Source organism: Erwinia sp. B116 (genome assembly GCF_002865965.1).
Lineage (GTDB): Bacteria > Pseudomonadota > Gammaproteobacteria > Enterobacterales > Enterobacteriaceae > Erwinia.
The window spans coordinates 1-1,523 of sequence record NZ_JRZZ01000080.1; the positions used below are offsets into that span (position 1 = coordinate 1).

1 protein-coding gene is annotated in these 1,523 nt (G+C 65.5%); it reads left to right on the forward strand.

Features of this window, described 5'->3' with window-relative positions; genetic code table 11:
• Positions 1–246: 246 nt before the first annotated feature.
• A complete protein-coding gene (locus NV64_RS22390) occupies positions 247–1,506 on the forward strand; it encodes a four-carbon acid sugar kinase family protein (protein WP_101506825.1) in 1,260 nt (419 codons plus the stop codon).
• Positions 1,507–1,523 lie beyond the last annotated feature (17 nt).

Genomic DNA, 1,523 nt, shown 5'->3' on the forward strand with positions numbered 1-1,523 from the left:
CTGCTGACCTCGTGGGTGGCAAGGCGCAACGCACGCAGGCCGTTAAAGGAGGCAGTATGAAGCTGAGGGAAATCACCACTGCGAACCTGATGCCTTTACTAACCTCGTGGAGAGAAACAGGCAGCGCGCACAGTCAATTAAAGGAGGCAGTATGAAGCTAAGGGAAATCACCACTGCGAACCTTACGCTCTTACTGGCCCCGTGGAGAGAAACAGGCAGCGCACGCCATCCGCTGAAGGAGGCCACATGAAGCTGATTGTGATAGCCGATGATTTTACCGGTGCCTGCGATACCGGCGCGCAGCTGGCAAAAAACGGCGTACGCACCGAGGTGCTGCTCACCCCGCAGCAGAGACCGTCACCGTGCAGCGATGTGCTGGTGGTCAATACCGAAAGTCGTGCCAGCGCGGCGGCGGCGGCGGCACGCACCGTAGCTCAGGTGCTGCATCCGTGGTACACGCCCGGTCAGGATCCGCCGCTGGTGTTTAAAAAAATTGATTCGACCTTTCGTGGCAACGTCGGGGCCGAGGTGGAAGCCGCGATGCTTGCGGCGGGCAAGCGGCTGGCGGTGATCGCAGCGGCCATCCCCGCCGCCGGGCGCACCACCGAGCAGGGCGAGTGCCGGGTGCATCAGGTGCCGCTGCTGGAGACGGCGTTTGCCCGCGATGCGGTTACGCCGCTGGCCTCTTCCCGCATCCGCACGCTGATCGCCGCGCAGAGCCGTCTGCCGGTGTATGAGATTGGCCTGCATCAGGTCAGGTATCACCAGCTGGGGAGTGCGTTAGCCCGGCTCTGCACGGGTGGCCGCGCGATGGTGGTGGTGGATGCGGTAACGGACGACGATCTGCAGCAGATTGCCCGCGCGGCGCTGGCGATGCCGCAGGTGCCGCTGCTGGTCGGGGCGGCCGGGCTGGCGCACGCGCTGCCGGTGGCGGCCTATCGTCATCACGCCCTGCCGGTGCTGGTGGTGGCCGGATCGATGAATGAGGTCACCCGCCGTCAGGTGGAGGCGGCCAGGCAACGCGGTCACGCTGAGGTGGTTGAAGTGGCGATGGCCGTGCTGCTCGGCAGCGCCTCCGGTAGCGAACTGCAACAGCTGGCGGAGCAGGTGGCGCGTCAGCTGGCCCACGGGCGGCACTGCATTCTCTGCACCCGCCAGCAGGCGCGGGAGCGCACGACGGTCAGCCGCTACTGCCAGCAGCATCTGCTGACCCGTCGTCAGGTGGCCGGGCAGATTAGCCAGCAGCTCGGCAGGCTGGCGCATAAGGTGACCGGGCTGACCCGCATCGGCGGGCTGATCCTCACCGGGGGCGATACCGCCGCCGCGGTGGCCGTCGCGCTGGGGGCGCAGGGCTACCGGATTGCCGGTGAGGTTGCCGCCTGTATTCCCTTCGGCACGCTGACGGGCAGTGAAATCGACGATATCCCGGTGATCACCAAAGCGGGCGGTTTTGGCGCAGAGAGTGCGCTGTGCGACGCGCTGACCTTTATTGAGGAGAGGTACTGATGAACACAATTGCGGTA